The organism is Gordonia sp. OPL2 (assembly GCF_003797825.1).
Lineage (GTDB): Bacteria > Actinomycetota > Actinomycetes > Mycobacteriales > Mycobacteriaceae > Gordonia.
This window is the reverse complement of the sequence record NZ_RKME01000006.1, coordinates 191,890-215,858: the sequence shown is the minus strand read 5'-3', so window position 1 is coordinate 215,858 and position 23,969 is coordinate 191,890. Positions and strand designations below refer to the sequence as shown.

The following is a 23,969-nucleotide window of genomic DNA, read 5'->3' as shown; positions in this document are numbered from 1 at the left end:
CATGACATACAGCACAACCGGGCTCCCCCCGACCGACTCGTCGGCGTCCGAGCCGCTCGACCCCGACATCGCACCCGGTCTGCTCCCGGAGAGTCCCGACGACCGCGAAGTACGGCGCACGCAGACACCGTTGTGGCGCAGCCTGTTCCACGGTGTCGGCCTGGTCGGACTCGTGCTCGTCGGGACGGTGATCCTCCTCGGACTCGTCGGTCCGCTCTTCACCCGGTTCGGGCCGGATCAGCAGATCGACGGCGCGTACCTGCTGTCGCCGAGCTTCGAGCACTGGTTCGGCACCGACGACGTCAACCGTGATCTGCTCACCCGCGTGCTCTACGGCATCCGCATCGATCTGCTGATCATCTTCGTCGCCGTGCCGGTCGGCGCGGGTATCGGCATCCTCGCCGGCCTGGTGACCGTGTCGAGCCCGATCAGCGATGTCGTGGCGCAGCGGGTGTTCGACGTGATCCTCGCGTTCCCCGCACTGATCCTCGGGATCACACTCACCGCGGTGCTCGGTCCGGGAGCGTTCACCGTCGGGACCGTCATCGCCCTGGCGGAGATCCCCATCTTCGGCAGGCTCACCCGCACATCGGTTCTCCGCGTCCGGGAGATGCCGTATGTGGAGGCCGCGCGGGTGAGCGGTGCCTCGACGGCCCGGGTGCTGCTGCGTCACGTCCTGCCGAATTCGCTGGAGGCGCTCGCCGTCCAGTTCGCGCTGTCGCTGTCGCTCGCGGTGTTCATCGAGGGTGCGCTGAGCTATCTGGGCGTCGGCGTCGTCGCACCGACACCGTCGCTGGGATCCATCCTGGCCACCGGCAACGGCTACCTGGAGACGAATCCCTGGTTCTCCGCCGGCCCGTTGATCGTCGTGTCGGTGCTCGTCCTCGGTTTCTACCTGATCGCCCAATCCATTTCTCACAATCGGAGGATCGGACGATGACCACATCCACGTGCGACCGCTCACCGGCGCTGACCGTCGAGGACCTGCATGTCGACTTCGACTACCCCCGCCCGGCGGTGGCCGGGATCAGCCTTCAGGTCGAGCGGGGCGAGATCCTCGCGCTCGTCGGCGAATCCGGTTCGGGCAAGAGCGTGACCGCCCGAGCCGCCATCGGCCTGCTGCCGGAGACAGCACGGGCCACCGGGTCGGTGCGGGTCGACGGGATCGAGGTCCTGAATCAGCCGGAACAACTGCTGAACACGATCCGCGGCGACAAGGTGGCGATGATCTTCCAGGAGCCGCAGACCGCACTCAACCCGGTCCAGACCGTCGGATGGCAACTGCGCCAGGCGCTTCGATCCCACGGCAAGGTGTCACGGGCGCGGGCCCGCGAACGGGCCGTCGAATTGCTCGCGCTCGTCGAGATCCCCGATCCCGGGCAGCGCGTCGACTACTACCCTCATCAACTGTCGGGCGGTCAGAAGCAACGGGTGGTGATCGCACTGGCGCTGGCGAACGATCCCGTGCTGCTCCTCGCCGACGAGCCGACGACGGCCCTGGACGTGTCGGTCCAGCGCGAGATCCTCGATCTGCTGGTGCGACTACGCGATCGGACCGCTGCCGGAATCCTCTTGATCACACACAATCTCGGCGTCGTTGCCGACATCGCGGACCGGGTCGTCGTCGTACAGCTGGGTGAGGTCGTGGAGTCCGGCGACGTCTACGAGATCTTCGCCCGACCGCAACAGCCGTACACGCGCCAGCTGCTGGCCGCCGTGCCGCGCCTGCCGACGGCCGACGACCTCGGCACGGCCGACGCGCCCGCCGCCGACGACGAATCCGCCCAGCCGGTGGTCGCCGTCGAGTCGATCACGGTGCGTCATCCCGGCCGGTTCGGGACAAGGCCGCACACCGCGCTCGCCGAGGTCACACTGCATGTCGACCGTGGCGAGGTGCTCGGCGTCGTCGGCGAATCCGGTTCTGGCAAGACCACTCTGGGACGTGCCGTCGGCGGCCTCATCCCACTTCAGGAGGGCCGCATCCTCCTCGAGGGCGACGACATCGCAGCGATCTCGACGTCACGGCTTCGTGCGCTGCGCCGTCGGGTGGCCTTCGTCCCGCAGGACCCGACCGCATCGCTCGACCCACGGTTCACCGTGGCCGAATCGATCCGGGAGCCGTTGGAGATCCAGGCCATCGGGTCGCGACAGGACCGCGCAGCACGGGTGACCGAGTTGTTGTCGGCGGTGCAGTTACCTCGCTCGTTCGCGGCGCGACTGCCCCACGAACTGTCGGGCGGTCAGCGCCAACGAGTGGCACTCGCCCGGGCGTTGTCGGCGGACCCGCACCTGCTGATCGCCGACGAACCGACGAGCGCCCTCGACGTCTCCGTCCAGGCGCGCGTACTCGATCTGTTCGGGCATCTCCAGCGCGAGTTCGGGTTCGCCGCGATCTTCATCAGCCACGACCTCGCCGTCGTCGAACACGTGGCCGACCGGGTGGTGGTGCTGCGCGACGGGAGGATCGTCGAGAGCGGCACGGCGCGCTCCGTTCTCACCGCGCCCGACGACCCGTACACCGAGCAGCTGGTGGCCGCGGTGCCGTATCCGGACCCGGTGCTGCAGCGCGCGCGGCGGGATTCCACGCTCGCGGTGTGATCGCGGTCGGGCAGCGCAGTCCGCGGCCTCCGCGGTCTCAATCAGTCGAAGCCGAGTACGTGACCGTGCGGTCCGACGAGTATTGCCACCGCGCGGGCGGCCGCGCGTGACCCACAACCGATCTCGAGAACGCGGAGGCCGGGCCGCAGCGGCAGGGCGCCGACGGCCGCCGCCAGGCGCGGCAATAGCCGACTCACCGCCTCGACCGCGTGAGAATCCCCAGGACCGGCGGCGGTGCCACATGATCGGGTCGGGGTCTACGACTCAGATTGACACACCTGTCGATCATCTTCGTCGCGACGCTGGTCGCGATAACTGGTTGCGCGGCAACGATTCCGCCCACATCACCACCGTTGCAGGCATTGCCATCAGTGTCGATCACACCTATAGCCATCCCACCGCCCTTATCCCCGACGATGACGGCCTCACTACAAAGAGGCTGACCCCACGCTCGTCGACGGCGAGCGGCCTCACGTCCGGTCCGTCCGAGGTAGACAAATTCACACCCCTCATCGAGGCGGTGTTCCCCTCGAGTTCTAACTGACAGCGGCACCACGGACCGCCTTGTACGCAAGTCCGTCGAGTGCCTTGAGGAGCCCGCCAAAGTCGGAAACAAACTTGCGCGGGTCTGCATCAAGTTCAAATCGTGCGTACCAACCACGCATTTCGGCGCGGACCTCCTCGGCCTCGGGGGTGCGGTCAAGTTGGCTACTGATCTCCTCTATGAGTGCCACCACATCTTCGCGACGCGCTTGTCCCTCGTGAGTACGGGTGAAGTCCTTCTTCGCACGGTTGATGCGGCTGGAGATCTTCTGGACGGACTCGGCCCGCTCGGCCTTCCGCTGGCACAGGGCGATGTGCTTGAGCAGGAGCTTGAAGTTATGGGCCGCCGTCTGTCGGTCGTCCTCGGTGGCCCTGAGATCGCCCGAGCTATTCGTCAGGGCGTCGAGGGTGGCACGGGCGAACGCAATCTTGTCAAGATGAAAGGTCTGAATGCCCGTCTGTGCAGCGATCGCCCTCTCAAGGAACTTCAGGGTGCCGCAGTTCTTCGAGCTTTCGCCGTCCGGACTGACCGGAGACGTGTAGACGCTCGCCACGGTGAGATCGAGGTCAAGCGGATTCACGGTCGGGACGAACTCTCGACAGTAGATCGTGGCGGCGAGGACTGCGACGTTGAACGGGACCATGTCCTCGATGCCGGCGACGCCGAGTGGGTTCTCGGTCGCAAGTCCAGCGAGATCGCCTTGTGCGAGCTGGAGTATCAGGTCCGCGTCGATAAGCTTGTCGCCGTAGGCTCCGCCGGCCGCGAGGTCGTCCCTCGCGTCGTTGCCAGCCTTGTCGTTGTCGAGGAGCACGACAACGGGCGGCTTGTCGACGTCGCGCCCGCGTGCGAGGTAGACGAGGTAAGGGATATGCCGGGTGCCTCCGGCGGGCACGATGGTGATGTAGTTCAGGTCGAGTCGGTCGCGAGCTGCGACGCCGAGTGTCCTCAGCCACCGTGAAGCACCCGCGATGAGAACCTGATCGGACGGTCCTTCGACCATAAGGTTGCAGTTGCCGATGAAGGTGGTTTCAGCGACGAAACTGCCGAACGCGGATCGCAGCGGCTCGTAGTGGTTCGCGGCGGCACTTGTGACGACGCGTGTTCCTTCGTCGTGCTCACCCTTCTCGAGGACGCGGATGCGATCGGCTTCGTTCTTGTCGATGAGGAACGGTGAGTGCGTTACGTACACGACTTGAACTGCGTCGCGCCCGGCGTCCTTGGGGTCTGCAAAGTCTTCGAACACCCGCAGCAGATCTTGTTGGCCCGAGGCTGAGAGGAACTGGTCCGGTTCGTCCATGAGGAGGATCTCGGGGCGTCCGTCGGAGCGAACCTCGTGGGCGAGGTACTGGACAAAGTACGACAGGAAGTACTTCAGGCCGGCGCTGCGCTCGTCGAACCCGTAGGTGCGTCCCGTTCGGTCGCGGATCATGAAGACAAGGTCGAACTCATATAGCGATACGAACAGTTCGAACTGCGAGTCTTGAGACCACCAGTGGGGAAAGTCGAGTGCCTTCGCGAGTTCACTGTTGATGGTGTCGACGATGCTGTTCGCATAGCCGTTCTTCTTCTTGACGTGCTCCTGGAGCTCCTGGACCAGCCCTTTGTTGATGCCAGCGACCTTGAAGATGAGGTCAGCCGCGAGCTTGTACATCTCGACCTCGGCCTCCGTTGCTTGACGTACGGGTCGGAACAGTTTGGAGATTGCGCTCGCGTTTGTTGTGATGGTCTGGTCTGACTCGAACCAGGCGTCATTCTTCTGGAACCCCTCCCAGAGCTCCCGGAGGAGGTCGCGGCCTATTGGCGCTGCCTCCTTGCCCGAGACGAGGTACTCCAAGGGGACGCTGTCGGGGAGCGGCACGTCGGCGTCGATGCGGAATGGTGCAGGGACTCCGAGGTCCACGAGGGCAGAGGGCTTCTTCACGTGTTCCGGGCCGGTCCAATTTTCCTTCTGCCGGACATAGACTCGGAACTTTGGCGTCTGATTCATTCGGAAGAACGCAACGCGCTCGACGTCGTGCAGGTCGCTGTGCCCAGACAGGCTCTCGATGAGTTTGACTTCCTCGACCGAAACGTCAGCGAAGACGGCGCCAAACTCCGGCAGCACGATGTCGTTTTGGACACCGAAAAATCGGGAGTATCGGCAGAAGTCGCTGCGCTCGAACCCGTCGCCTGTGAGCGCGGCTTCGATGGCGCTTAGAACCTGAGACTTCCCGGACTCGTTCGCACCGACAACAGTCGTTATGCCCGGGCGAAGCTTGACGCGGACAAACGGGTAGTTACCCTCTGACGTTGCATCCCACGGATCAGGCTCGTACTTCTCGCCGGATGCTCGAATAAAGTCGTAATTCAGCGACCGATAGAACCTTGAGTAAACCGAGTGGAGTCGCATAGTCAATTCCCGTCGTCGGTGCTGTAACAAGCTCTGTCAGACTACGGTTCCGGACCTGACTCATCCAGAGACCTTCGCCGAACTCGGTTGTCAGGTTGGCAGACATGAACGGACGGATCGAGGAAGATCAGTCCGTGTACAGCCTGCAGAGGCTGGAGTGACCAGCCGACCCCAACTTAAGCGCCGAGGATTTCTCGCAGACGTTTGTTTACGTCGGTGCTCGTCCGCGTCCGCGCGCCAGCACGACCCAGGATTGATCGCCTCGTCGAGGCCAGTGTGTGGGAGGCTTTCGCCATGTCTCACAGCGCAAACGCCTCTCCTCCTCAATCGCGGCGCGATCTCGTCCGGTCGGAGTCACTCGCATTGGTCTCCTTCGGAGCGGAAATCAGGAGGCTCACCGATCAGGGGAGGCTCGCCGAGCACCAAACACGCCGACTCTTGCCCGCCGGGCTAGTGGCCGCGATTGGCGGCGAGCTGCTCGCCAGCATCGCTTACCTGGCCGAGGGACGCTGGGCCTACGCCAGCGCTGCGCTGATACGCCAACTCGTTGAAATCGAGTACCTGGCATGGGCGGTGACCAACGACCCGGACGATGCGTGGGAATGGCTGAAGTCGGACCGCGCAACACGATTGCAGCGCTGGCAGCCCGGCAAGATCAGGCAACGTTCAGACGGACTCTTTCCGAACACCGACTACCACGCACATTGCGAGTTTGGCGGTCATCCCGTGCCGGAGCCCGCGATGCGCATCCTCGATCACCGCAACCAATGGGTTGAACTCAGTCTGTACGAAGCGGCGTTGCACGGGGCGGCAGTCTGGCACTACCTTCTGCGCGCGGTAGATGACATGGGGCCCATGGCATCGGTGAATCGCCACAACCGACTGGTCGATGCGGCATATGCCGCGTGGCGGAAAACCGAGACCTTGGATCATGGTGTCCGCGACTCCGGCGACGGGGGCTGAGCCTCACCACAGAGCCTCTGCATTTTCGGCGTACACGAAATCACCATCGGGTCAAGACTGCAATTAAACGTCCTGTCATACAATCGGTTTGGGTGCCCACTGTCGATCGAACTACTTAGTTCATGTGCTGGCCGAGCAGGCAGTCCGACCCCACAAGGCGTCCCGACGGCTCGCCGCTGATTCCATCGTGAGCGCCAATTCACCATCGCCGCCGACCACCGGGCTGGGCCACGCGGTACATCAAGGGGAACTGCCGCTCCACTGATCGGGCGGGTGGGCAGTGCGTACGCCAGCTGGTTTCCGTCGGGCTGCGCGCGAGAACGACGGCTGGCCGACTGACGGCAGTCAGGCAGTCCGGCTCTTCCATGGATCGTTAATAGCGGCAGTGAAAAGCTGCCCGCGAATGCCTAACACGACGTCCTCCTTCGACTGTGAGGCGAAGGGGAATTGCGATCAGCGGCGGCGGTAGACCAGCACACCGACGAGCGGTAAATTGCTGGTCAACGCGGTGGAGGATCCTGGCTGATCCCCTGGCAGACCCGGGCGGGTGTTGGAGCACCTGGTCGGGGTCGCTTGTTCCGGAGGGTTCCCACGACATATCCGCACTTCATTTGCATAAGATGAGGCCAAATGAGCAGTGGCGAATACCAGCTCTGACTAGAGCTAGACCGCTGCTCCCCCACCAGGACTCGAACCTGGAATGCCTGAACCAAAATCAGAAGTGTTGCCGATTACACCATGGGGGAATACTGCGCAGACGATTGTGCCACAGGCACCCCGCGCAGGACGGGCCACCTTCCCGCTCACGATCCTCGTTCCCGCTCACCCGGTCAGGTGAGCGGGAACGAGACGTATGAGCGGAAACGATCTAGTCCTTCGGACCGCCGGCCACGTAGACCACCTGACCGGACACGAAGCCCGCACCCTCGCTGACGAAGAACGACGCGGTGTGGGCGATGTCCTCGGGGACGCCGGTGCGGTTGACCGGGATCTGCGAGGCGGCAGCCTTCTTGAAGTCCTCGAACGGCACGCCGACGCGCTCGGCGGTGGCCGCGGTCATCTCCGTCTCGATGAAGCCCGGGGCGATGGCGTTGGCGGTGACGCCGAACTTGCCCAGCTCGATGGCCAGTGTCTTGGTGAAGCCCTGCATGCCGGCCTTGGCGGCCGAGTAGTTCGCCTGGCCACGATTGCCCAGGGCCGAGGTGCTCGACAGGTTGACGACACGTCCCCAGCCGGCGTCGACCATGTGCTTCTGGGCGGCCTTGGTCACGTTGAACGCGCCGCGGAGGTGGACGGCCAGGACGGTGTCCCAGTCGTCGACGGACATCTTGAACAGCAGGTTGTCGCGCAGCACGCCGGCGTTGTTGACGACGACGGTCGGCGGGCCGAGCTCCTCGACGACCTTGGCGACTGCCGCTGTCACCGACGACTCGTCGGCGACGTCCGCGCCGACCGCGATGGCCTTCCCACCGTCGGCCGTGATCGCGGAGACGGTGTCTGCGCAGGAGTCGGCGTTGAGGTCGAGGACGGCGACGGCGAGGCCGTCGGCGGCCAGGCGCTTGGCGACAGCGGCGCCGATGCCCCGGGCGGAGCCGGTGACGATCGCGACTTTCTGACTGCTCATGAAGTTCCTCCGTAGGTCGGTGCAGGTGGTCTGCGGTCCTCACTGTTTCTACCAGCACCGAACATTCGCTCGGTATCGTGCGGCGGGTGACCGCGTCGGGCCCCACCCGACTGCGTACTATCGGGCCACATGACGGAGACGTCCAAGCCCGCCACCGCGGTGATGGTCCTCGCGGCCGGCGCCGGTACGCGGATGAAGTCGAAGACCCCGAAAATCCTGCACAGCCTGGCCGGACGGCCGCTGGTGGGCCATGCCCTGCACGGTGCGGCCGGCCTCGATCCGGAGCATCTCGTCGCCGTCGTCGGCCACGAACGCGAGCAGGTCGGTGCCGCGATCAGCGTGATCGCCGAACAGCTGGGCCGAGGCGTGACGATTGCCGTGCAAGACGCCCCGCTCGGCACCGGCGATGCGGCGCGTGCGGGTCTCGATGCGCTGCCCGCGGACTTCGCCGGGACCGTCGTCGTGACCGCCGCCGACGTCCCGTTGCTCGACGCCCCGACGCTCGAGGCCCTGGTCGCCACCCACACCGCGGGCACCGGAGCAGCGGTCACGCTGACCAGCTTCCTCGCCGACGACCCGACCGGTTACGGACGCATCATCCGCACCAACGACTCTCTGGTGCAGGCCATCGTCGAACACAAGGACGCGACCGACGAGCAACGCGCGATCGCCGAGGTCAACGCGGGAATCTATGCCTTCGACGTCACCATCCTGCGCCGGGCGCTGACCCGACTGTCGACCGACAACGTCCAGGGCGAGTACTACCTGACCGACGTGATCGAGATCGCCCGCGCCGACGGCGACGAGGTGCGTGCCTTCACCGTCGACGACCCGGTGCTCGTCGCCGGCTGCAACGATCGCGCGCAACTCTCGGATCTCGGCGCGGAGATGAACCGCCGGATCGTGCGTCGCCACCAGCTCGACGGCGTCACCATCACCGACCCCGCTTCCACGTGGATCGACGTCGACGTCACGATCGGCATCGACGTCCGCATCGAACCAGGGACTCAGCTGCAGGGCCGCACCGTGATCGCCGACGACGCGGTCGTCGGCCCGGACACCACGCTGCGTGACGTCGTGATCGGCGAGGGCGCCTCGGTGATCCGGACCCACGGCAGCGAGTCGGAGATCGGCCCCGACGCCACCGTCGGGCCGTTCGCCTACCTTCGTCCCGGCACCCGGCTCGGCACCCGCGGCAAGATCGGCACCTTCGTCGAGACGAAGAAGGCCGACATCGGCGCGGGCAGCAAGGTGCCGCACCTGACCTACGTCGGCGACGCGACGATCGGCGAACACACCAACATCGGTGCGTCGAGCGTGTTCGTCAATTACGACGGCGTGGCGAAGCACCAAACGGTGATCGGGTCACATTGCCGTACCGGGTCTGACAACATGTTTGTCGCCCCCGTGCAGGTCGGCGACGGCGCCTACACGGGAGCAGGTACGGTTTTGCGGGAAGATGTGCCGCCCGGGGCCCTCGCGGTGTCGGCGGGACAACAACGGAATATCGAGAATTGGGTGGTGCGCAAGCGCCCGGACACCGAGGCCGCTCGCGCGGCTCTCGATGCCCAACACACGGACCGCCCGGCAGACAGCCAGCCCGGCGACTGATTCGCACACATATCGAGCAGAAGAGTTTTCATGACCTGGACCACGGACAACCAGAAGAACCTGATGCTGTTCTCTGGCCGCGCCCATCCCGACCTCGCACAAGCGGTCGCCGACGAGCTCGGTATCAAGGTGACGCCGCAGACGGCGCGCGACTTCGCCAACGGCGAGATCTTCGTACGTTTCGAGGAATCGGTCCGCGGCTCCGATGCCTTCGTGCTGCAGAGCTGCCCCTACCCGATGAATCAGTGGGTGATGGAGTCGCTGATCATGATCGACGCTCTCAAGCGTGGGTCGGCGAAGCGCATCAGCGTGATCCTCCCCTTCTACCCGTATGCCCGTCAGGACAAGAAACACCGTGGGCGTGAACCGATCTCGGCCCGCCTCATCGCCGACCTGATGAAGACCGCGGGCGCCGACCGCATCATCACCGTCGATCTGCACACCGACCAGATCCAGGGCTTCTTCGACGGCCCCGTCGACCACATGCATGCGCAGGGCCAGCTCGCCGACTACGTCCGGTCCAACTACGGCACCGACAACGTCACCGTCGTCTCGCCCGACTCGGGTCGTGTGCGCGTCGCGGAGAAGTGGGCCGACGCGTTGAACGGTGCGCCGCTGGCGTTCATCCACAAGACACGTGACCCGCTGGTGCCCAACCAGGTGAAGTCCAACCGCGTGGTCGGCGACGTCGACGGGCGCACCTGCGTCCTGATCGACGACATGATCGACACCGGCGGCACGATCGCCGGCGCGGTCAAGGTCCTCAAGGACGCCGGCGCGGGCGATGTCGTCATCGCGACGACGCACGGCGTGTTCTCCGATCCCGCCGCCGAGCGGCTCGCGAACTGCGGGGCCAAGGAGGTCATCGCGACGGATACCCTGCCGATCCCCGAGGACAAGCGCTTCGAGAACCTCACCGTGCTGTCGATCGCGCCGCTCCTCGCACAGACGATCCGCGAGGTCTTCGAGAACGGTTCGGTGACGAGCCTGTTCGACGGGAGCGCGTAGCTTCTCGACTCTCGGTGAACGGACCCCCGCGACAATGCGTCGCCGGGGTCCGTTCTTCGTTGCGACCGACGTCAGTCGTCGGACTGCGGACCGGCCCGCCGCTGCCGCACCCGCCACCACATGATCGCGCCGGGAACCGCCACCAGGGCGGCGATCGCCACGAACGCCCCGATCACGATCGGCTGCGGCTCGCGGTCGTCGGAGTCGGAGTAGGGCTCGATCGACGGCCCCGCGTAGAGGACTGCATCGCCCAGACTCAGGTTCGCCGTGTTGTCACACAATGAGGCACCCCACTCCCCCTCCGACGGCGCGGCACCTCCCGCCGAGCCACCGAGGACAAGCAGTCGCTCCTCGCCCACGTCGAGCGGGACACCGCAGGCCGCCGAACTCGACGAGGTCACCACTGTGATCGTCTGCGGGACGCGCTGTTTGTAACTCTGCCGGACGTCGACGCGGTAACGCAGCGTCGTACCGTCCCGATCGACGGAGACCGGCGTGCCGAACACCACGGCCGACGAATCCTTGACCACCGCCGCCGGCTCCCGCGGGACACACGTGCATGCACATGCGCTTCCCGGCGACATCATCACTACGGCGACTGCGGCTGCGATGACGACTGCCGCCCGTCCCAGCACCCCGCGCATCCGACCGGTCACCCTCATCGCGCCCATGACGTCACGGTAGTCCGACATTCTGGGCGGGTCCGGGCATCACGCCCACCGGGTAGGGTGTCGTGCGTGGACGCGACGATCTATCACAATCCGAAGTGCTCGACCTCGCGCAAAGCTCTCGAGAAGCTGCGCGACGCCGGGATCGAGCCGACCGTCGTGAAGTATCTCGATCAGCCATATACGCGTGAACAACTCACCACGCTGATCAACGATGCCGGTGTGACCGTCCACGACGCCGTGCGCAAGCGGGAATCCCTCTACAAGGAACTCGACATCGCGTCACTGCCCGAGGACCAGGTGCTGACCCAGATGGTGCAACACCCCATTCTCGTCGAGCGTCCATTCGTGGTGACCGACAAGGGAACCCGTCTCGCGCGTCCGGTGGACACCCTCGACGAGATCCTCTGACCACACCGACGGTCACGATCGCCACACGACCTTTCGGACATTCCTCGCGAGCGCGACAAGGCGCGTCGCCCCCGGGTTAGTTCCGTGTTACAACGGAATTGCCGATTCATTTAGCATCGCTAATCACTGAAGTGGGGGCGTTCTATGTGCGGAATTACCGGCTGGGTGGGTTTCACCAGCGAAATAGCAAGCAACAAGCGCATTCTCGAAGAGATGACCGCGACGATGAGCGATCGCGGGCCGGACGATGTCGGCACCTACGTCGACCGTCATGTGGGACTGGGACACCGGCGGCTGGCCATCATCGATCTGCCGCTGGGTCACCAGCCGATGGTGACCCCGACCGGCAACGGGGATCTCGCCATCGTCTACAGCGGCGAGACCTACAACTTTCATGAGCTCCGGACCGAACTGATCGCGGCGGGCCACGAGTTCCGCACCGACAGCGACACCGAGGTCGTCCTGCGCGGGTACCTCGAGTGGGGAACCGCCGTGGTCGACCGACTCAATGGCATGTACGCGTTCGCGATCTGGGACGGTCGTACCGAAGAACTGGTCATGGTACGGGATCGGTTGGGTATCAAGCCCTTCTACTTCTCCGAGACATCCGACGGTGTCGTTTTCGGGTCGGAGCCGAAGGCTATTCTCGCCAATCCTCGCATCCCGCACACCGTCGACGCCGACGGCTTCCGCGAGTTGTTCGCGGTCACCAAGGCACCGGGATGGTCGATGTGGAAGCACATCCGGGAGGTCGAACCCGGCACCGTCATCACGGTCTCTCGGGACGGCTGCGCAACGCGCACCTACTGGTCGCTTCCCGCCCATGCGCATCGCGACGGCCTCGACGACACCGTGGGACACGTGCGCGAACTGATGACCGACATCGTCGATCGGCAACTCGTCGCCGACGTCCCGCGGTGCGTCCTGCTGTCGGGTGGCCTGGACTCGAGCGCACTCACCGGGCTGGCCGCCGCCCGCCTCGGCACCGAAGGACAACGCGTGCACAGCTATTCGGTCGACTTCGTCGATCAGGAGGACAACTTCCGGCCAGATGAGATGCGCGACACCCCGGACTCGCCCTTCGTACGGGACGTCGCTTCCCATGTCGGCTCGATGCACCGCGACGTCGTCCTCAACCCGGCGGACCTCACCGACCCCGATGTGCGTCGGGCGGTGATCGGCGCCCGCGACATCCCGGCGGGCCTGGGCGACATGGATTCGTCGCTCTACCTGCTGTTCAAGGCCATCCGCGCCGAGTCGACGGTGGCGCTGTCCGGTGAGTCCGCCGACGAGGTGTTCGGCGGATACCGATGGTTCTTCGACGACGAGGCCCGCGGAGCGGACACCTTCCCGTGGCTCGCGTTCGGGAGTGCGCTGACCCGGTCACGCTATTCGATGTTGACACCCGAGATGCAGCGCGTCCTCGACATCGACACCTACGTCGACGACCAGTACCGGACCGCGCTGGCGTCGATCCCGGTGGTCGACGGCGAGTCGGCCGACGAACGCCGCATGCGGGTCATCTGCCACCTCCACCTGACCCGGTTCGTGCGGATGCTGCTCGATCGCAAGGACCGAGCGTCGATGGCGGTGGGACTCGAGGTCCGGGTGCCGTTCTGTGATCACCGACTCGTGGAGTACGTCTACAACACGCCGTGGGCCTTCAAGACGTTCGACGGCCGGGAGAAGAGCCTGCTGCGGCACGCGACGAAACACGTGCTCCCGCAGTCCGTCGTCGACCGCACGAAGTCGCCGTATCCGTCGACCCAGGACGTGAAGTACACGGAGACGCTGCAGCATCAGCTCGGTGACATCGTCGCCGAGTCCGGGCATCAGGTCTTCGATCTCGTCGATCACCGGAGCGTGCGGGACATGGTGTCCGCCGATGCCCATGCCGTCGCTCCCGACGTGCGGACACAGATGGATCGTGTCCTCGATCTGTATCACTGGTTCGAGATGTACTCGCCGGAACTGCAGGTCGCCTGACGCCGAGCGTCCTCGCGGAATCCGGGGTCATCGCCGGCGCCGAGAGCGTCAGGCGGTGACCCTCTCCGTCGGCATCCGTCGCTGCACCGCCGGGATCACCGCGCCGACGACACCTCGCAACAGGCCCTTCGTCATGTCGAGGTAGTCGAAGTAGTCCCGCCACACCGTGATCCGACCGTCACCGATCTCGAATCGTCCACACACCCAGAATCGGATGGCGACGCGGCCGAAGCGGAGTTCGTCGACTCGTTCGGTGAGGACGACCGAACCGTCGGCCGAGACGTTGATCATCCGATAGTCGAAGCCGATCCACGACGCCTTCTCGACCTGTCGGAAGATGCCCGCGACCCGCTTCTTCCCGTGCACGGTCGGAGTCGAGACATTCGTGTACGCGATGTCGTCGTCGACGTTCTCGAGGGCTGCGGCAACGTCGTCGCGGGCCAGGGCATCGAGGAACGAGGTGACGATATCGATGGGTGTCTGCGAGGTCATGCGGTTCAGTATGCCTGTGACGACGGGTCACGGAAACCCTTGTCGACGAGTGACGATGCGCCGGACTTCTCGGGTTCTCGCCACCGTGGCCTGCGGCGATGTGACATCAGCGGCGACCGTCGGCTATTCTGGCCAGCGTTGTCTCGGCGAGGGTGAGTGATCACCGTTATCGGCGCGACCATCGCAGATCTCCTCCGCGGGCCTCAGCGCCCGCCCAGGCTGGTTCTCGGTTGTTGCCGTTCGTCGGGACCGAGAAGACCGCCGCGGTTCATCGGACGGACCGCACAACGAGGAGAACACCATGGCAACGCAGACCAGCAAGCTGACCGTCAGCACCCGCACCGAGAAGGGCAAGGGCGCCGCGCGTCGCGCCCGTCGCGCCGGCAACGTCCCCGCCGTCCTCTACGGCCACGGCACCGACCCGCAGCACCTGAGCCTGCCGGCCCTCGAACTCGCCGCCATCCTGCGTAACAACGGCACCAACGCGATCATCGACCTGGACATCGAGGGTGCGAGCCAGCTCGCACTGACCAAGCAGGTCGACGTCCACCCGATCCGCAATTACATCGAGCACGTCGATCTCCTGGTCATCCGCCGCGGCGAGAAGGTCACCGTCGACGTCACCATCGTCGTCGAGGGCGACGCCGCGCCGGGCACCCTGGTCGTGCAGGACGCCAGCGTCGTCGAGATCGAGGCCGACGCCCTCTCGATCCCCGAGCAGATCACCGTCAACGTCGAGGGTGTCGAGGCCGGCAACGCCGTGCACGGCTCCGACCTCGACCTGCCGGAGGGTGTCACCCTGATCAGCGACCCCGAGGTCCTGATCGTCGCCATCAACGAGGCCCCGACCACCTCCGAGCTCGAGGAAGAGGCCGAAGAGGCCGGCGCAGAGACCCCCGGCTCCGACGAGGAGGAGCAGGCTCCCGCGGACGAGTCCGCAGAGTAACCCACTGCTCACCACTGATCAGTGAAATTGATTGTCGGACTGGGCAACCCCGGTCCGAAGTACGAGAAGACGAGGCACAACATCGGCGCGATGGTCGCCGATGGCCTCGTCGCCTCGGTCGGCGAGCGGTGGAAGCTGCACAAGAAGTCGGGTGCCGAGGTCGCCCCGATCACCCTCGCCGGCCGGCAGGCCCTCATCGCGAAGCCGCGCAACTACATGAACGAGTGCGGCCGCCAGATCGGGCCGCTCGCGAAGTTCTACAACGTCGCCCCCGACGACCTGATCGTGCTCCACGACGAACTCGACATCGACTTCGGGCTCGTGCGGCTCAAACAAGGTGGCGGCGAGGGCGGACACAACGGTCTGCGCTCGATCAGCCAGGCCATCGGCTCGCGTGACTATCTCCGCGTCCGGCTCGGCATCGGCCGCCCGCCGGGCCGACAGGATCCGGCCGACTTCGTGCTCAAGCCCTTCCCGTCGTCGGCGCGCGCCGACGTCGATCTGCTGATCCGCAACGGTGTCGACGCGACCGAGCTGCTCGCGGTCCAGGGCCTCGAGTCCGCGCAGAATCTCGTCCACGCCTGGTGACCTGATCGCCGCCCCAGGCCGCGTCGATCGCTGCGCGCCCGAGCCCGTGATGCGACGATCGAACGGTGTCGGATGCAGCCCTGAGCCTGGTCATCCTCGGCGTGACCGTTGCGCTGTTCATCGTCAACCGACTGCCCGTCGGGGTCGTCGCGATCGGCTCGGCGCTGGCGCTGTATTTCTGTGGGCTCGTCAGCGTCGACGAGATGACCAGCGGACTCGGCGCCACCGTCATCGTGTTCATCGCCGCGCTGTTCGTCGTCAGCGAGGGACTCGAGGCCTCCGGGATCACCACCTGGGTCGGGCAGTCCATGACCCGGATCGCGGGAGACACACCGATCCGGGTGATCACGGTCGTCATGGTCCTCGCTGCGCTGCTGGCCGCGCTCATCACCGTCAACGGCGCCGCCGCGGCACTCGTGCCGGTGACGGTTGCGCTCGCCCGTCACGCGGACATGCTGCCGTCGCGCGTGCTGATCCCCCTCGCCTACGGATGCAGCGCCGGATCGTTGCTGACGCTGTCGGGCAGCCCGGTCAACGTCATCATCGACGAGTCGATGGTGACCCTGTCCGACGATGGGTTCGGGTACTTCGAGTTCGGCATCGTCGGCGTCCCGCTCGTCGTGGTGACCGTCGCGATCACCGCCGTGATGGGTCGTCGTGCGCTTCCTCAGCGCGAATCAACCTCTCTCCCAGACGATTTCAGCGGCTACGTCGGAACGGTGACCGATCACTACGGCCTCGACGACCGGCTCTTCCGGCTGCACGTGGGCACCGACTCGACCGTCCTCGGAACGTCGCTCACCGAGATCGACGTCGACCACGACGGTGTCGTCGCCGTCGCCGCACAGCGCGAGGCCACCGCCACCGTGCTCGAACCGGACCAACCGCTCGAGGTCGGCGACGTCATCGTGGTCTCCGGGCCCGGGACCGCCGTCACCGAGGCCGCGCGCCGGCTCGGCGTCACCGTCGAGGACATCGCGGGCCGTCGCTCGCGTGCAGGCAGACTCATCGACCGCGACACAGGCCTGTCCGAGGTGGTCATCCCGCCACGGTCCGAGTGGATCGGCGATCGCGCGGTCGCCGGCATGGTCCGCGGCGACGGTCTACTCGTGTTGTCGATCCGCCGTCGCAGCAAGGACGTGGGACCGCGCGTCGTCGACCTCGAGGAGGGCGACACCCTTCTCGTCCACGGCCCGTGGCGGGCGATCGACGCGTTGGCCGCCGACCGCCGAGTGCTGGTGGTCGCCTCATCCGAACTCCTCCGGCGCCAGACCGTCCCGCTGGGCCGTAGCGCTCCGCGCGCCGCCGCAATCCTGGTGGCGATGATCGTCCTGCTCGCGACCGGCGTGGTGCCCGCCGTCGTCGCCGCGCTGCTGGCGGCCCTGGCGATGATCCTCACGCGGGTCATCACCACCGATCACGCGTATCGCGCGATCGCGTGGCCCACGCTCGTGCTGATCGCGGCGTTGATCCCGATGTCGACGGCGATCGCCGACAGCGGCGGCGCCGAGCTGGTGGCGCGACCGATCGTCGACCTGGTGGCCGATCACAGCCCCTACGTCCTGCTCATCACGCTGTTCCTGCTGACCGCGGTCCTCGGCCAGTTCATCTCCAACGCCGCGACAGTGCTCATCGTCATCCCGATCGCGCTCGCCGCGGCGGCGGACGTCGGCGTCGACGCACGGCCTGTCCTGATGCTTGTCTGTGTGGCGGGCGCGGCCTCCTTGCTGACGCCGATCGCCACACCGGCCAACATGATCGTGATGACGCCCGGCGGCTACCGGTTCGGCGACTACTGGCGACTGGGAGTACCGATCATGGCCGGATGGCTGCTGGTCGCCCTGCTGGTGATCCCGGCGGTCTGGCCACTCTCCGGCTGATCGCCGCGGTCGGGGACGGCTCGGCCGTGCGCGAGGACGCGATGAGGCTCGGGAACGAAAGCCCAGGTGAACGCGACGTGGACGAAACGGGACCAAAGCCTCCCTCCGTCAGATGCGGCGACGCCTACAATCGCACTCGCCCACGATTTCATCGATGAACGGAGACGACGGTGGCGATTGCTGCGCGGAGCGGACATCAGAACGTCGCAATGCTCGGGATCGGCGCCTACCGACCCACACGCCTCGTCAGCAACGACGAGGTGTGCGAGGTCCTCGACTCGTCGGACGAATGGATCTTCGAACGCAGTGGCATCCGCAACCGCCGGTGGATCAGCGGCGACGAGACCGCACGATCGATGGCCGCCGAGGCCGCCGAACGCGCCATCCGCAACTCGGGCGTCCCCAAGGAGAAGATCGGCGCGCTGATCCTGGCGACGAACAGCTGGAAGACGAAGATCCCGCACGGCGGTCCGATCGTCGCGTTCGACATCGGCCTCAACGGGATTCCCGCCTACGACGTCGCCGCAGGGTGCGGCGGCTTCGGCTACGGACTCGGCATCGCCGCCGACACCGTCCGCGCCGGGTCGGCCGAGTACGTTCTCGTCGTCGGCGTGGAGACGATGTCGGTGGTGATGGAACCGACCGACCGCAACACCGCCTTCATCTTCGGTGACGGCGCCGGCGCCGTGGTCGTCGGACCGAGCGAGGAGAACGGCATCTCCCCGACCGTCTGGGGCAGCGACGGTGAGAACGCCGAGGCGATCGGCCAGAACTACGACATCCCCGAGTACATGGACCGCGCCGAGGAATGGCAGCACAAGGATCCGGAGAGCGAGCCGGTCGGGCGGATGGTCGTGACGATGCAGGGTTCTCGCGTGTTCCGCTGGGCGGCCATCACCCTGCCGAAGGCGCTGACGACCGTGCTGGAGACCTCCGGGGTCAGCATCGACGAGATCGAGGTGTTCGTCCCGCATCAGGCCAATGCCCGGATCAACGAACTCATGAAGAAGAACCTCGGTCTGGCCGACGACGTCCCCATGGCCAACGACATCGAGAACACCGGCAACACGTCGGCGGCATCGATCCCGCTGGCCATGGAGGAGATGCTCGCGAGCGGGAAGGCCAAGGGTGGCCAGACCGCGCTGCTCCTCGGGTTCGGCGCCGGCCTCAGCTATGCGGGTGCGGTCGTCACCTTGCCCCCGGCACCGGCGGAGTCCAGCCTCGGGTAGGCGCTGAAGTTCCCCGGTGATCGAGTAGCCCCGAGCGACTCCCCGCTGATCGAGTAGGCGCCGAGCGACTCCCCGCTGATCGAGTTGGCGCCGAGCCTGCGAGGCACCGTATCGAGATCACCGCCCGCACAGCAGGTCTCGATACGCCACTTGCAGGCTCGCGGCTACTCGACCAGCGGGAGGGGGACCCTTCGAGACGCTCGCAGGCTCGCTCCTCAGGGAACGACGGACACTCGTGCGCTCGCTCCTCAGGGAACGACGGACGCCCGTCCGTTAGGCGTTCTCCTTGCGGAAGACTGCAGTGCCCCACCAGGTTCCGAGCGCACCCAGGATGAGTGCGGTGATGAGTCCCCAGGCGACCGACGAGGTCAGGATGTCGCCGGCGAAGCTGTCGCGGACGCCGTCGACGATCCAGCGGAACGGCATGAAGTCGCTCAGCCGCTGAAGCCACGTCGGACCGAGTGTCATCGGCAGGAGAATGCCCGACAGCAGCAGCACCGGCATCATCACCATGTTGATCACGGGCGCCATGACATCCTCGCTCTTCGTGGTGAGCGCCAGTGCGTTCGATGCCGCGGCACAGGCGCCGCCGACGATGAGCGTGATCAGGATGCCGACCACGATTCCCACGAAGGACCCGCGCATGCCCATGATCAGGCCCAGCACGACGAGGATGACCGCCTGGACGAACAGCTGCAGGACATCGCGCCAGAGGCGGCCGGTGAGCAGGGCCGTGCGGCTGGCCGGGGTGACGCGCTCGGCCTCGATCACGCCCTCCCGCCATTCCCCGATCAGGCTGAATCCGGCGAAGAAGGCGCCGAAGATGCCCAGCTGCACCAACAATCCCGGAACGAGGAATGTGTACGCGTTGTCGGCGCCGCCGGGGAACTGCGCGACCAGGGGTTTGAGCAACGGGCCGAACAACAGGAGGTAGAGCACCGGCTGCATGACGCCGATCAGCACCCACGCCGGATTGCGGAGATTCATCCGGATCTGTCGCCGGAACACGATGTGGCTCTCTCGAAGAAATGTCATGACTGCGAAACTCCTTGAGCAGGAAGACCTTCGGAAACGTTCTGTTCGTCGGCGGGATTCTCGTCCTGCGCGTCGCGCAGCGACCGGCCGGTCAGGGTGAGGAAGACGTCGTCGAGGGTGGGGCGGATGACCTCGATGGAATCCAGTGACACACCGGACGAGTCGAGATCGCGCAGCAGTCCCGGCACCTCGCGTCCGGCTCGGCGGACACGTCCGCGGACGTGCCGTCCGTCCGTGTCGACCTCGGTGCCGATCGACTCGAGCTTGCGCGCGGTGACCGACACGTGCGCGTCGTCGGCGACCTCGAGTGCCACGAGATCACCGGACACCTGAGCCTTCAGATTGTCGGCTGTGTCCGCGGCGACGATCTTGCCGTTGTCGATGATGATGATGCGATCGGAGAGCTCGTCGGCCTCGTCGAGGTAGTGGGTGGTCAGGAACACCGTCGCACCCTGTTGGGTCCGCAACCGCCGGATGTGTTCCCAGAGATTCGCCCGCGCCTGCGGATCCAGACCGGTGGTCGGCTCGTCGAGGAAGACCAGGGTCGGATCGTGCACCAAGCCCATCACGATGTCGAGCCGCCGCTTCTGGCCGCCGGACATGTTCTTCGGCATCCGTTCCCACAGACCGTCGAGCTGCAACTGGGTGAACAGCTCCTTGCCCCGCTTGGTCGCCTGTGCCCGCGACATCCCGTACAGCATGCCGTGGTCGACGACCTCGTCGCCGGCCTGCGCCTGACTGAACGTACCGCCCGCCTGCGAGACGTATCCGATGCTGCGACGCACCATCACCGCATCCTTGACGACGTCGTAGCCGTTGACGGTCGCGGTGCCAGCGGTCGGGCGCAGCAAGGTCGTCAGCATCCGCAGTGTCGTGGTCTTCCCGGCACCGTTGGGCCCCAGGAAGCCGACGACCTCTCCCTCGGAGATGTCGAGGTCCACACCGTCGACGGCACGGACCTCCTTCTTCTGTTTCCCTCGGCCGGTATGGAACGTCTGTACCAGCCCACGTGCGTGGATCATGTGTCTCCCATCTTGGTGTCGTCGGGGGCGCGAACCCGGACACTATTCAAGTTTGAACAACTGCATGAGTTTCCCAGTGGATACATCGGAAGTCAACGACGAAATCCGACGCCACCACGGTGAGACCGACTTGCCTCGTCCTCAGGATTCATCGGATTGAGGTCAACGAGTGTCCTGGTGAGCAGCCCGTCGGCGAACTACCGTCGTCAATCATGGCCGCGAACACCACACGACTGCTCCTACTGGGCACGGTCGCGCTGTTCGAGCCGGTCAACGGCTACCAGATCCGCCGCGAACTGATGTCCTGGCAGGTCGATCGGTGGGCCAACGTCAATCCGGGGTCGATCTACCACGGGCTGGGTTCGCTGGTGGCCGCCGGTCTCGCGGTTCGGCACGATCTCGCGGACGGCGCGCGAGATGTCGCGGTGTACGAGTTGACCGACGACGGGCACAGCGAGTTCCGGCGCCTCCTCGCCGACGCGATCGTCACCGTCAACGTGTTCGACCGGCGCGATTTCCATGCGGCGTTCGGTCTGCTCCCCCTGCTCGCCCCGGAGGAGGCGGTCGAGCTGCTCGACCGGCGCCACGCCACCCTCGCCGCCGCGGTCACCGAGGTCCCCGTCGACACCGATCCGGCCGACCACCCGCACGTCCCACCCCACGCGATCCGCGGGATGGCTCTGTGGGGCGCGGAGGCTCGCGCCGAACTGGGGTGGCTGTCCGATGTCGTCGGCGACCTGCGGTCGGGCCGCCTCGACATCACGTCGAACGGGTGGACGCCGCCGGCCGACGATCCGGGTCACCAGATGACCGCCGACCGCGAACGCTATCGCGAGATGATCGCGATGCGGCGGGCTCAGCAGGAGGCTACTTCCCAGTAAGCCCGCGATGTGAGACGGTCTATGGCGGGTCGCATAGCGAAAGGGACACTCATGGCTGTGATTGCGGATTCTGCCGGGATCAACAACATCGGCATGCTCAGCATCGGTGCTTATCGACCGGAGCGAGTCGTCACCAACGAGGAGATCTGCGAGAACATCGACTCCTCGGATGAGTGGATCTACACGCGGACCGGCATCAAGACCAGGCGATTTGCCCGCCGCGACGAGGATGTCACCCAGATGGCCGTCGCCGCAGGACGCAAGGCGATCGCCAACGCCCTCCTCTCGGGCACCGACATCGACGCCGTCATCTTGGCGACCAACACCCATCTGCTGCTGACTCCTGCCGGCGCGACCAAGGTCGCCACCGAGCTGGGCGCCAACGGCGTCCCCGCGTTCGACGTCACCGTCGGCTGCGCGGGCTTCGGCTACGGCATGGCACTCGCATCGGACATGGTCCGCGGCGGCAGCGCGACCCATGTGCTGGTCATCGGCGCCGAACAGCTGTCGGTCGCGCTCGACATGACCGATCGCACCAACTGCTTCATCTTCGGCGACGGCGCGGGTGCGGTCGTCGTCGGACCGACGGAGGATCAGCAGCTCGGCCCGGTCATCTGGGGCAGCGACGGCTCGCAGTTCAACGCCATCCGGCAGGACATCGACTGGGTCACCTTCCTCGACGGCGACCGCGTCCACCGCCCGTATCTGCGCCTCGAGGGGACCGCGGTGTTCCGTTGGGCCGCTTTCGAGATGGGCAAGGTCGCGCAGCGCGCGCTCGACGCCGCGAAGATCGGCGCCGAGGACCTCGACGTCTTCGTGCCGCACCAGGCCAACACCCGCATCAACGACCTGCTCGCCAAGAACCTGAAGCTGCGCGAGGGTGTGCCCGTCGCCAACGACATCGAGCACACCGGCAACACGTCGGCCGCGTCGATCCCGCTGGCGATGGAGGACCTGCTGTCGACGGGAACGGCGAAGCCCGGCGACACCGCCCTGCTCCTCGGCTACGGCGCCGGCCTCAGCTACGCGTCCCAGGTCGTCAAGATGCCGCCGCTTCCGTTCGAGTAGAGGGTCGTTCTGAGTCGAGGTTGCCGTTTGGTCCGGTTACCGGACCAAACGGCAACCTGCTCGTGAGGGCGGTCCTGACGCTCGCCGCGACACCCTCGGGCCTCGTGGTGATGTCGTCCCACGTGAAGTTGAGCGTGACATAGCCCGCGGCGATCCAGCGGTTTCGCTTGGTGCGGTCGCGCTGGAAGGTCTCTGCGTCGCGATGGAATGCGAAGCCGTCGATCTCCACGATCACCTTCTCCTCATCGAACACAAAGTCTGCGAGGTGATCGCAGACGGTGGTGTTCGCGACCCATCCCGCGATCCCGTCTGAAGTGAACAGTGCGACCGTCACCCGCTCCGCCTCCGAACGCGCGCCCGATTCGAGAGCCGCGAGCAGCCGTTGAGACGCCGCGACACCAGCACGTCGCGGATACCGTGCGTGCACCTGCGCCAACTCGACCAGAGTGACCTGCTGACGCAACAACGCATTGTCGACCAGCCGTGACGACCCGGTCTCCGATGCCGCGTCCAGAACCGTCAGCGCAACCGATGTCACCCTCGCCCCGTCGACCACGACGACATCGGCCGCTTCGAACGTGCGATGTCGAATCCGTACCCACGCAACGGCGCCACGATGGTGCCCCTTCGTCTCGGACGCGACGGTGATCGATTCCGGGAACCGATCGGTGAGACCATGCCACCACGCCGCGATCGCGCCGGACAGTATCGCGTTCGGTCCCACCGATGCGATGGCGATCCGCACCCGGGCCCGTACCGTGCGCGGATGATCGGCGGCACGATAGACGCCGGTCGCCTCGCGAATCCACTCCCCCGACGCCACCTTCCGCTTCACCGCCGCCCTGCTCAACCCGGCCTCGAGCGCTGCCTTCATGGTGATGACGCCGTCGTGAGTGGCCAGGAACTGACGAACCTTCTGGGCAGGGATCATGCTTCTTCGACGTCGGCCGACCACCCGAGGTTCCACCGTCTTTGTGAGGTTGCCGTTTGGTCCGCAGACCGGACCAAACGGCAACCTCCGCACGA

Annotated in this window: 21 protein-coding genes and 1 tRNA gene; 13 read left to right on the top strand and 9 right to left on the bottom strand. The window is 66.0% G+C overall.

Annotated features, from left to right (window positions below; genetic code table 11):
* Position 1 precedes the first annotated feature (1 nt).
* Both EEB19_RS09070 and EEB19_RS09065 read left to right on the top strand, forming a co-directional pair.
* Positions 2-940 (top strand): ABC transporter permease, encoded by a 939-nt coding sequence (locus EEB19_RS09070; RefSeq protein WP_187585306.1) that lies wholly within the window; start codon positions 2-4, stop codon positions 938-940.
* On the top strand, positions 937-2,598 hold the full coding sequence (locus tag EEB19_RS09065; RefSeq protein ID WP_187585304.1) for an ABC transporter ATP-binding protein: 1,662 nt from the start codon (positions 937-939) through the stop codon (positions 2,596-2,598). Before EEB19_RS09070 ends, EEB19_RS09065 begins: the two co-directional genes overlap by 4 nt.
* A gap of 41 nt (positions 2,599-2,639) precedes the next feature.
* On the opposite strand, the gene EEB19_RS09060 is transcribed toward EEB19_RS09065, so the two are convergent.
* Positions 2,640-2,795, bottom strand: a complete 156-nt coding sequence (locus EEB19_RS09060) for a hypothetical protein (protein WP_187585302.1) — start codon at positions 2,793-2,795, stop codon at positions 2,640-2,642.
* A gap of 339 nt (positions 2,796-3,134) precedes the next feature.
* The gene (locus EEB19_RS09055) at positions 3,135-5,531 is read right to left on the bottom strand and encodes a TOPRIM nucleotidyl transferase/hydrolase domain-containing protein (RefSeq protein ID WP_187585300.1); all 2,397 of its coding nucleotides are present in this window, start codon (positions 5,529-5,531) and stop codon (positions 3,135-3,137) included.
* A gap of 294 nt (positions 5,532-5,825) precedes the next feature.
* Here EEB19_RS09055 and EEB19_RS09050 point away from each other — a divergent pair, with 294 nt between their 5' ends.
* On the top strand, positions 5,826-6,494 hold the full coding sequence (locus tag EEB19_RS09050) for a hypothetical protein (protein WP_187585298.1): 669 nt from the start codon (positions 5,826-5,828) through the stop codon (positions 6,492-6,494).
* Positions 6,495-7,168: 674 nt separating this feature from the next.
* On the opposite strand, the gene EEB19_RS09045 is transcribed toward EEB19_RS09050, so the two are convergent.
* Together EEB19_RS09045 and EEB19_RS09040 are read right to left on the bottom strand one after the other, a co-directional pair.
* Positions 7,169-7,240 (bottom strand) — tRNA-Gln (locus EEB19_RS09045).
* Positions 7,241-7,362: 122 nt separating this feature from the next.
* Positions 7,363-8,118, bottom strand: coding sequence for an SDR family oxidoreductase (locus EEB19_RS09040; protein WP_187585296.1), 756 nt, complete (start codon positions 8,116-8,118; stop codon positions 7,363-7,365).
* 129 nt (positions 8,119-8,247) lie between these two features.
* Here EEB19_RS09040 and glmU point away from each other — a divergent pair, with 129 nt between their 5' ends.
* Positions 8,248-9,729, top strand: a complete 1,482-nt coding sequence (glmU, locus tag EEB19_RS09035) for a bifunctional UDP-N-acetylglucosamine diphosphorylase/glucosamine-1-phosphate N-acetyltransferase GlmU (RefSeq protein ID WP_187585294.1) — start codon at positions 8,248-8,250, stop codon at positions 9,727-9,729.
* A 30-nt stretch (positions 9,730-9,759) separates the two neighbouring features.
* On the top strand, positions 9,760-10,737 hold the full coding sequence (locus tag EEB19_RS09030) for a ribose-phosphate diphosphokinase (protein ID WP_187585292.1): 978 nt from the start codon (positions 9,760-9,762) through the stop codon (positions 10,735-10,737).
* 71 nt (positions 10,738-10,808) lie between these two features.
* Here EEB19_RS09030 and EEB19_RS09025 read toward each other — a convergent pair whose 3' ends face one another.
* Entirely contained in the window at positions 10,809-11,408 is a 600-nt protein-coding gene (locus EEB19_RS09025) for a hypothetical protein (RefSeq protein WP_187585290.1), read from the bottom strand.
* Between the two features lie 66 nt (positions 11,409-11,474).
* Here EEB19_RS09025 and arsC point away from each other — a divergent pair, with 66 nt between their 5' ends.
* Both arsC and asnB read left to right on the top strand, forming a co-directional pair.
* The gene (arsC, locus tag EEB19_RS09020) at positions 11,475-11,816 is read left to right on the top strand and encodes an arsenate reductase (glutaredoxin) (RefSeq protein WP_187585288.1); all 342 of its coding nucleotides are present in this window, start codon (positions 11,475-11,477) and stop codon (positions 11,814-11,816) included.
* A gap of 144 nt (positions 11,817-11,960) precedes the next feature.
* The gene (gene asnB / locus EEB19_RS09015; RefSeq protein ID WP_187585286.1) at positions 11,961-13,802 is read left to right on the top strand and encodes an asparagine synthase (glutamine-hydrolyzing); all 1,842 of its coding nucleotides are present in this window, start codon (positions 11,961-11,963) and stop codon (positions 13,800-13,802) included.
* A 48-nt stretch (positions 13,803-13,850) separates the two neighbouring features.
* On the opposite strand, the gene EEB19_RS09010 is transcribed toward asnB, so the two are convergent.
* Positions 13,851-14,294, bottom strand: a complete 444-nt coding sequence (locus tag EEB19_RS09010) for a limonene-1,2-epoxide hydrolase family protein (RefSeq protein WP_187585284.1) — start codon at positions 14,292-14,294, stop codon at positions 13,851-13,853.
* 301 nt (positions 14,295-14,595) lie between these two features.
* Here EEB19_RS09010 and EEB19_RS09005 point away from each other — a divergent pair, with 301 nt between their 5' ends.
* The 4 genes from EEB19_RS09005 to EEB19_RS08990 all read left to right on the top strand — a co-directional run bounded on the left by EEB19_RS09005 (position 14,596) and on the right by EEB19_RS08990 (position 18,937).
* Positions 14,596-15,240, top strand: a complete 645-nt coding sequence (locus tag EEB19_RS09005; protein WP_187585282.1) for a 50S ribosomal protein L25/general stress protein Ctc — start codon at positions 14,596-14,598, stop codon at positions 15,238-15,240.
* A gap of 21 nt (positions 15,241-15,261) precedes the next feature.
* Positions 15,262-15,828: an aminoacyl-tRNA hydrolase gene (gene pth / locus EEB19_RS09000; protein WP_187585280.1), complete on the top strand. Its 567-nt coding sequence runs from the start codon at positions 15,262-15,264 to the stop codon at positions 15,826-15,828.
* Between the two features lie 65 nt (positions 15,829-15,893).
* Positions 15,894-17,708, top strand: a complete 1,815-nt coding sequence (locus EEB19_RS08995; RefSeq protein WP_187585278.1) for an SLC13 family permease — start codon at positions 15,894-15,896, stop codon at positions 17,706-17,708.
* A 209-nt stretch (positions 17,709-17,917) separates the two neighbouring features.
* Complete coding sequence (locus EEB19_RS08990) at positions 17,918-18,937, top strand: beta-ketoacyl-ACP synthase 3 (protein WP_187585415.1); 1,020 nt, start codon at positions 17,918-17,920, stop codon at positions 18,935-18,937.
* A 273-nt stretch (positions 18,938-19,210) separates the two neighbouring features.
* Here the strand turns inward: EEB19_RS08990 and EEB19_RS08985 are convergent, their stop codons facing one another.
* Positions 19,211-19,972 carry an ABC transporter permease gene (locus tag EEB19_RS08985; protein ID WP_187585276.1) on the bottom strand — a complete coding sequence of 254 codons (762 nt, stop codon included), beginning with the start codon at positions 19,970-19,972 and terminating at the stop codon, positions 19,211-19,213.
* Positions 19,969-20,994 carry an ATP-binding cassette domain-containing protein gene (locus tag EEB19_RS08980; RefSeq protein ID WP_187585274.1) on the bottom strand — a complete coding sequence of 342 codons (1,026 nt, stop codon included), beginning with the start codon at positions 20,992-20,994 and terminating at the stop codon, positions 19,969-19,971. Before EEB19_RS08980 ends, EEB19_RS08985 begins: the two co-directional genes overlap by 4 nt.
* Before the next feature lie 212 nt (positions 20,995-21,206).
* Here EEB19_RS08980 and EEB19_RS08975 point away from each other — a divergent pair, with 212 nt between their 5' ends.
* Both EEB19_RS08975 and EEB19_RS08970 read left to right on the top strand, forming a co-directional pair.
* Positions 21,207-21,875 (top strand): PadR family transcriptional regulator, encoded by a 669-nt coding sequence (locus EEB19_RS08975; protein ID WP_187585273.1) that lies wholly within the window; start codon positions 21,207-21,209, stop codon positions 21,873-21,875.
* A gap of 51 nt (positions 21,876-21,926) precedes the next feature.
* Complete coding sequence (locus EEB19_RS08970; RefSeq protein WP_187585271.1) at positions 21,927-22,943, top strand: beta-ketoacyl-ACP synthase III; 1,017 nt, start codon at positions 21,927-21,929, stop codon at positions 22,941-22,943.
* On the opposite strand, the gene EEB19_RS08965 is transcribed toward EEB19_RS08970, so the two are convergent.
* Entirely contained in the window at positions 22,915-23,874 is a 960-nt protein-coding gene (locus tag EEB19_RS08965) for a type IV toxin-antitoxin system AbiEi family antitoxin domain-containing protein (RefSeq protein WP_187585269.1), read from the bottom strand. The genes EEB19_RS08970 and EEB19_RS08965 overlap by 29 nt on opposite strands.
* Between the last annotated feature and the right edge of the window lie 95 nt (positions 23,875-23,969).

Bases quoted from the DNA above. Each gene is read 5' to 3' on its own strand.
- EEB19_RS09070 (WP_187585306.1), top strand. From the start codon at position 2: ATGACATACAGCACAACCGGGCTCCCCCCGACCGACTCGTCGGCGTCC.
- EEB19_RS09065 (WP_187585304.1), top strand. From the start codon at position 937: ATGACCACATCCACGTGCGACCGCTCACCGGCGCTGACCGTCGAGGAC.
- EEB19_RS09055 (WP_187585300.1), bottom strand. From the start codon at position 5,531: ATGCGACTCCACTCGGTTTACTCAAGGTTCTATCGGTCGCTGAATTAC.
- EEB19_RS09050 (WP_187585298.1), top strand. From the start codon at position 5,826: ATGTCTCACAGCGCAAACGCCTCTCCTCCTCAATCGCGGCGCGATCTC.
- EEB19_RS09040 (WP_187585296.1), bottom strand. From the start codon at position 8,118: ATGAGCAGTCAGAAAGTCGCGATCGTCACCGGCTCCGCCCGGGGCATC.
- glmU (WP_187585294.1), top strand. From the start codon at position 8,248: ATGACGGAGACGTCCAAGCCCGCCACCGCGGTGATGGTCCTCGCGGCC.
- EEB19_RS09030 (WP_187585292.1), top strand. From the start codon at position 9,760: ATGACCTGGACCACGGACAACCAGAAGAACCTGATGCTGTTCTCTGGC.
- EEB19_RS09025 (WP_187585290.1), bottom strand. From the start codon at position 11,408: ATGGGCGCGATGAGGGTGACCGGTCGGATGCGCGGGGTGCTGGGACGG.
- asnB (WP_187585286.1), top strand. From the start codon at position 11,961: ATGTGCGGAATTACCGGCTGGGTGGGTTTCACCAGCGAAATAGCAAGC.
- EEB19_RS09010 (WP_187585284.1), bottom strand. From the start codon at position 14,294: ATGACCTCGCAGACACCCATCGATATCGTCACCTCGTTCCTCGATGCC.
- EEB19_RS09005 (WP_187585282.1), top strand. From the start codon at position 14,596: ATGGCAACGCAGACCAGCAAGCTGACCGTCAGCACCCGCACCGAGAAG.
- EEB19_RS08990 (WP_187585415.1), top strand. From the start codon at position 17,918: ATGCTCGGGATCGGCGCCTACCGACCCACACGCCTCGTCAGCAACGAC.
- EEB19_RS08985 (WP_187585276.1), bottom strand. From the start codon at position 19,972: ATGACATTTCTTCGAGAGAGCCACATCGTGTTCCGGCGACAGATCCGG.
- EEB19_RS08980 (WP_187585274.1), bottom strand. From the start codon at position 20,994: ATGATCCACGCACGTGGGCTGGTACAGACGTTCCATACCGGCCGAGGG.
- EEB19_RS08975 (WP_187585273.1), top strand. From the start codon at position 21,207: ATGGCCGCGAACACCACACGACTGCTCCTACTGGGCACGGTCGCGCTG.
- EEB19_RS08970 (WP_187585271.1), top strand. From the start codon at position 21,927: ATGGCTGTGATTGCGGATTCTGCCGGGATCAACAACATCGGCATGCTC.
- EEB19_RS08965 (WP_187585269.1), bottom strand. From the start codon at position 23,874: ATGATCCCTGCCCAGAAGGTTCGTCAGTTCCTGGCCACTCACGACGGC.